Here is a 513-nt window from a genome sequence, read left to right as displayed (position 1 = left end):
CATAGTCTGATTACATATTGTGTTTTTCTTTACCAAGCAGTAGACGGCATACTCGATGTAGCTCCGTCGCGTCGGCCCGTAGACGTGTATCAGTCACAGTGTTATTCCACTTGCTCCCGTTACCTCCATCGCTCCCGTTCTCCCCTATGCTCCTGTTACCCCCGTTGCTCCTTTTTCCCCTGTGACTCCCGTTTCTCCGGTTGCTCCTCTTGCTCCTGTTGCTCCTGTGGCTCCCGTTGCCCCCGTTGCTCCTGTTTCTCCTGTTGCTCCTGTTGCACCTGTTGCTCCCGTTGCTCCTGTTGCTCCTGTTGCTCCTGTTGCTCCAGTTTCTCCTGTTGCTCCTGTTGCTCCTGTTACTCCTGTTGCTCCTGTTGCACCTGTTGCTCCTGTTTCTCCTGTTGCACGCGTTGCCCCTGTTGCTCCTGTTGCGCTTGTATCACCTGGTGCACCAGTGACTCGTGTTGCTTCTTTTGTCTCTGTTACCTCTGTCCCGCCTGTCACTATCACAGACAA

The 513-nt window shown here is 53.8% G+C and carries 1 pseudogene; it reads right to left on the bottom strand.

What is annotated here, in order from left to right:
- Positions 1–144 precede the first annotated feature (144 nt).
- A pseudogene (locus RB298_RS19205) lies at positions 145–513 on the bottom strand (collagen-like protein); the annotation flags it as partial.

This window comes from Priestia sp. BR_2, assembly GCF_041954005.1.
GTDB classification, from domain to species: domain Bacteria; phylum Bacillota; class Bacilli; order Paenibacillales; family Paenibacillaceae; genus Paenibacillus_AQ; species Paenibacillus_AQ lautus_A.
Note: the sequence above shows the minus strand (reverse complement) of the source record. Positions and strands in the feature narration are given on the sequence as shown.